3 protein-coding genes are annotated in these 2,986 nt (G+C 52.2%); 1 reads left to right on the forward strand and 2 read right to left on the reverse strand.

What is annotated here, in order from left to right:
- Positions 1-1,167 (reverse strand): aldehyde dehydrogenase family protein (locus HOK28_18695; protein ID MBT6435133.1); only part of this gene is annotated, 1,167 nt, incomplete at its 3' end.
- Positions 1,164-2,312 (reverse strand): hypothetical protein, encoded by a 1,149-nt coding sequence (locus tag HOK28_18700; protein MBT6435134.1) that lies wholly within the window; start codon positions 2,310-2,312, stop codon positions 1,164-1,166. The genes HOK28_18695 and HOK28_18700, both read right to left, overlap by 4 nt.
- A 192-nt stretch (positions 2,313-2,504) precedes the next feature.
- Between HOK28_18700 and HOK28_18705 the strand changes: the two genes are divergently transcribed.
- Positions 2,505-2,986 (forward strand): class I tRNA ligase family protein (locus tag HOK28_18705; GenBank protein MBT6435135.1); only part of this gene is annotated, 482 nt, incomplete at its 3' end.

The raw sequence follows: 2,986 nt of genomic DNA on the forward strand, positions 1-2,986 counted from the left end.
ACCAAAAATTTCTTCGGTAGACGTTCGGCAATCGGGTTCTAAGCCCGTGACAATCGTTGGCAACAAGAAAGCACCATCCGCATTTCCGCCAGGAAGCTCCGGACGCTCGCCTCCTGATACAATCGTCCCTCCCTCTTCAGTTGCAAGCTTAACGTAACCCTCAACCTTTTCGCGATGCCCCAAAGAAACCAACGAGCCGATATCTGTATCGGGGTGCGAAGGGTCGCCCACTTTTAAGCTGGACACTTGCTTCACCAGCGCCGCAACGAACTTATCGTGTATCGAGCGCTCAACGAGGATCCGAGATCCACAAAGGCAAATTTGCCCCTGATTTGCAAAACCAGCACGCGCCGTTCCTTGGACCGCATCCTCAAAGTCAGCATCGGCGAATACAACCGTTGGATTTTTACCACCAAGTTCCAAGCTCAGTTTCTTAAACATTGGCGCAGCCGTTGCAGCGACGCGTCTCCCGGTTGTGGTACCGCCCGTAAAAGACACCAGCTTCACATCCGGGTGCTCTACTATGGCTTGACCGGCATCACCGCCGAGGCCGTGTACCAAATTGAAAATTCCGGAAGGAGCTCCAACTTCATCAAAAACTTCAGCGAGCAGTGCTGCAGTCATCGGCGTAACCTCGGAAGGTTTCGCAACAATCGTATTACCCATGGCTAAAGCCGGCGCCACCTTCCAGCTAAGCAAATACAGTGGAAGGTTCCAAGGCGTGATAAGCCCCGCTACTCCAACTGGCTTTCGCAGCGTGTAGTTGATGGCTCCATCCATGGAGTGGCATTCAGTAGCATCGTGGCGAACGGCACCCGCAAAGAAACGAAAATTGGAGATTGAGCGCGGTATATCGATGCTCTTGGCCAATTTAATGGGCTTACCCGTATCTCGTGATTCCATCAAAGCCAGCTCATCCAGCCGCTCTTCGAGTCGGTTTGCTACTTTGTCCAGTAAAGCCGCACGCTCCGTGTAAGGCGTCGCGCTCCAATCCACAAAGGCTACTTTGGCTGCTTCAACCGCGGCTTTCACATCTTCGGCCCCAGACTTTGGTACGTGGGACAAAATCGTTCCACGAGCCGGTTCTGGGTTGTCGAGATAAAGCCCCGTAGAAGGCGCAATGAATTCACCACCAACATAGTTGTGTAAAATTATCGGTTCACTCATAGCTCTTGTCCATAGTCGCCTGGCCGGGATCTCATTTCGACGTTGTAATACCAGCGGTCACTGTCAGGATCCCACTCATCCCAGGTTGGAATCGTTTCCAATTTCTCTAGAAGATGCGGTGGAACCACTCCGGGTACGATAAAAGCCTTTTGGCGGTGAAGAGGATACGGGTTACGAAGGTCAAACCCAAGTACACCCAATACGGCGCGTGCGATATACCAAGTCGCTTGTGAGTTCCATCCGTGTGCAATCTTAATGGTGACGCCCAAACCTTCAGGGTAATCTGGATGAACTATCGACAGCCCCAAGAGACCATCTGCGCCTTCTTTGGCAACGACCGAGCCGCCCCCAGTTTTAATAATCGTAGAATCAAGCCGGTTGAAACCGCCCACCAAGTCAGGGAAGCTTGTCATAGCTTTCCAGATCCAATCATCATCGCGCTCTTTAGCGAGGCCGGCAAAAATCATCGATAACTCGCCCACCGTATTGCTCACGGTTGGCAAACCGCATCCGTCTCGCGCAACAGCAAGAGGCTCCCAATCGTCGCCTAGGTAGCGCCGCAGTACATCTAGATAGGCACCAAACATCGTGTGGGTCGGCAAGGTATAGCCCACACGCTCCCAGTTTTTGAGACGACAACCCCGTAAAATAGCCGCGTGCTCTCCTGAGCAGGTGTGGTACCAACGTCGTGGTCGGCGAACTTGGCGACCAAACTGAACCAAAGGAACGTCCAGTGGGGTCTGCATCAAGCCCCACTCCGCTTCAGAAAGAATGGATTGAGCTGCCGCCACGTGTTCCGTGTCGCCGTTGTGGCTTGAACAAGCGATGGCCTTTTGGCGTGGCTCAAGAACATCGGCCAATTCATCGGCGAAAACTTTCATCATCACCGGCTTCATCATGCTGCGCCCGTAGCACAAAACATTGCCACCAAAAGAGTGAACGATCTTTCCGCCAGAGGCCCATGCAACGGCGCCATGGATCGTTGTTTCACTGACATCGTTTCGTCGGTAATCCACCAAAGGTTCCCACTCTACATCGCGGCCCGTTGGAATACCTTCCTTCGATTGCCCAATAGAGCTTGTGGGATAGATTTCAGCCCCGGGGCGCTCCCCAGCAACTGAGCTTGGCCCTTTTAATCTCGTCATCGTTGGTCTGCTCTCCACATGAATTGATGCAGAGTTTTTAACGCTCAGTGCGCCTTCGGGCAATGGCCCAAGGGCGGATAATGGCGATCCCGTCAAAATCTAGAAATTGCACGGGAAAACCGGGTTTCGAAGCCATTGACCTGCGCGTCAGGGCAGGTATACCCGTCAGTCGAAGTTTTTGGAGATACCATCATGAGTAAGCCCGACGGCAAAAAGAAAGATCCATTGCGCAAAACCCTTAACCTGCCGAAAACAGCATTCGGTATGAAGGCAAATTTGCTTCAGATGGAACCCCGTTTTCAGAAGCGGTGGGAAAGAATTGATATATTCAACAAGCAGTTAGAAGCCGAGCACCCTAAGGGCGACTTCGTGATGCATGATGGCCCTCCTTACGCCAACGGAAATATCCACTTGGGTCACCTGCTCAACAAAGTGATCAAAGACGTCACGGTCCGGACCCGAATTATGGACGGCTATGATGTTGAATACGTTCCTGGCTGGGACTGCCATGGTTTACCGATCGAACACCAAGTGATGAAGAACCTTGGCGAAAAAGCCAAAGAGCTCAACACCAACCAAATTCGCCATCGCTGCGAGAAATACGCCGAAAAATTTGTAAAGCTCCAAGCTGGCCAAATGCTGCGTCTCGGTACAACCGGTAACTACAAAAACCC

The sequence above is a fragment of the Deltaproteobacteria bacterium genome, assembly GCA_018668695.1.
Classification (GTDB): Bacteria; Myxococcota; XYA12-FULL-58-9; order XYA12-FULL-58-9; family JABJBS01; genus JABJBS01.

What these genes read in the sequence shown, in the direction of transcription:
- HOK28_18700 (MBT6435134.1), bottom strand. Translation starts at nt 2,312, where the DNA reads ATGACGAGATTAAAAGGGCCAAGCTCAGTTGCTGGGGAGCGCCCCGGG.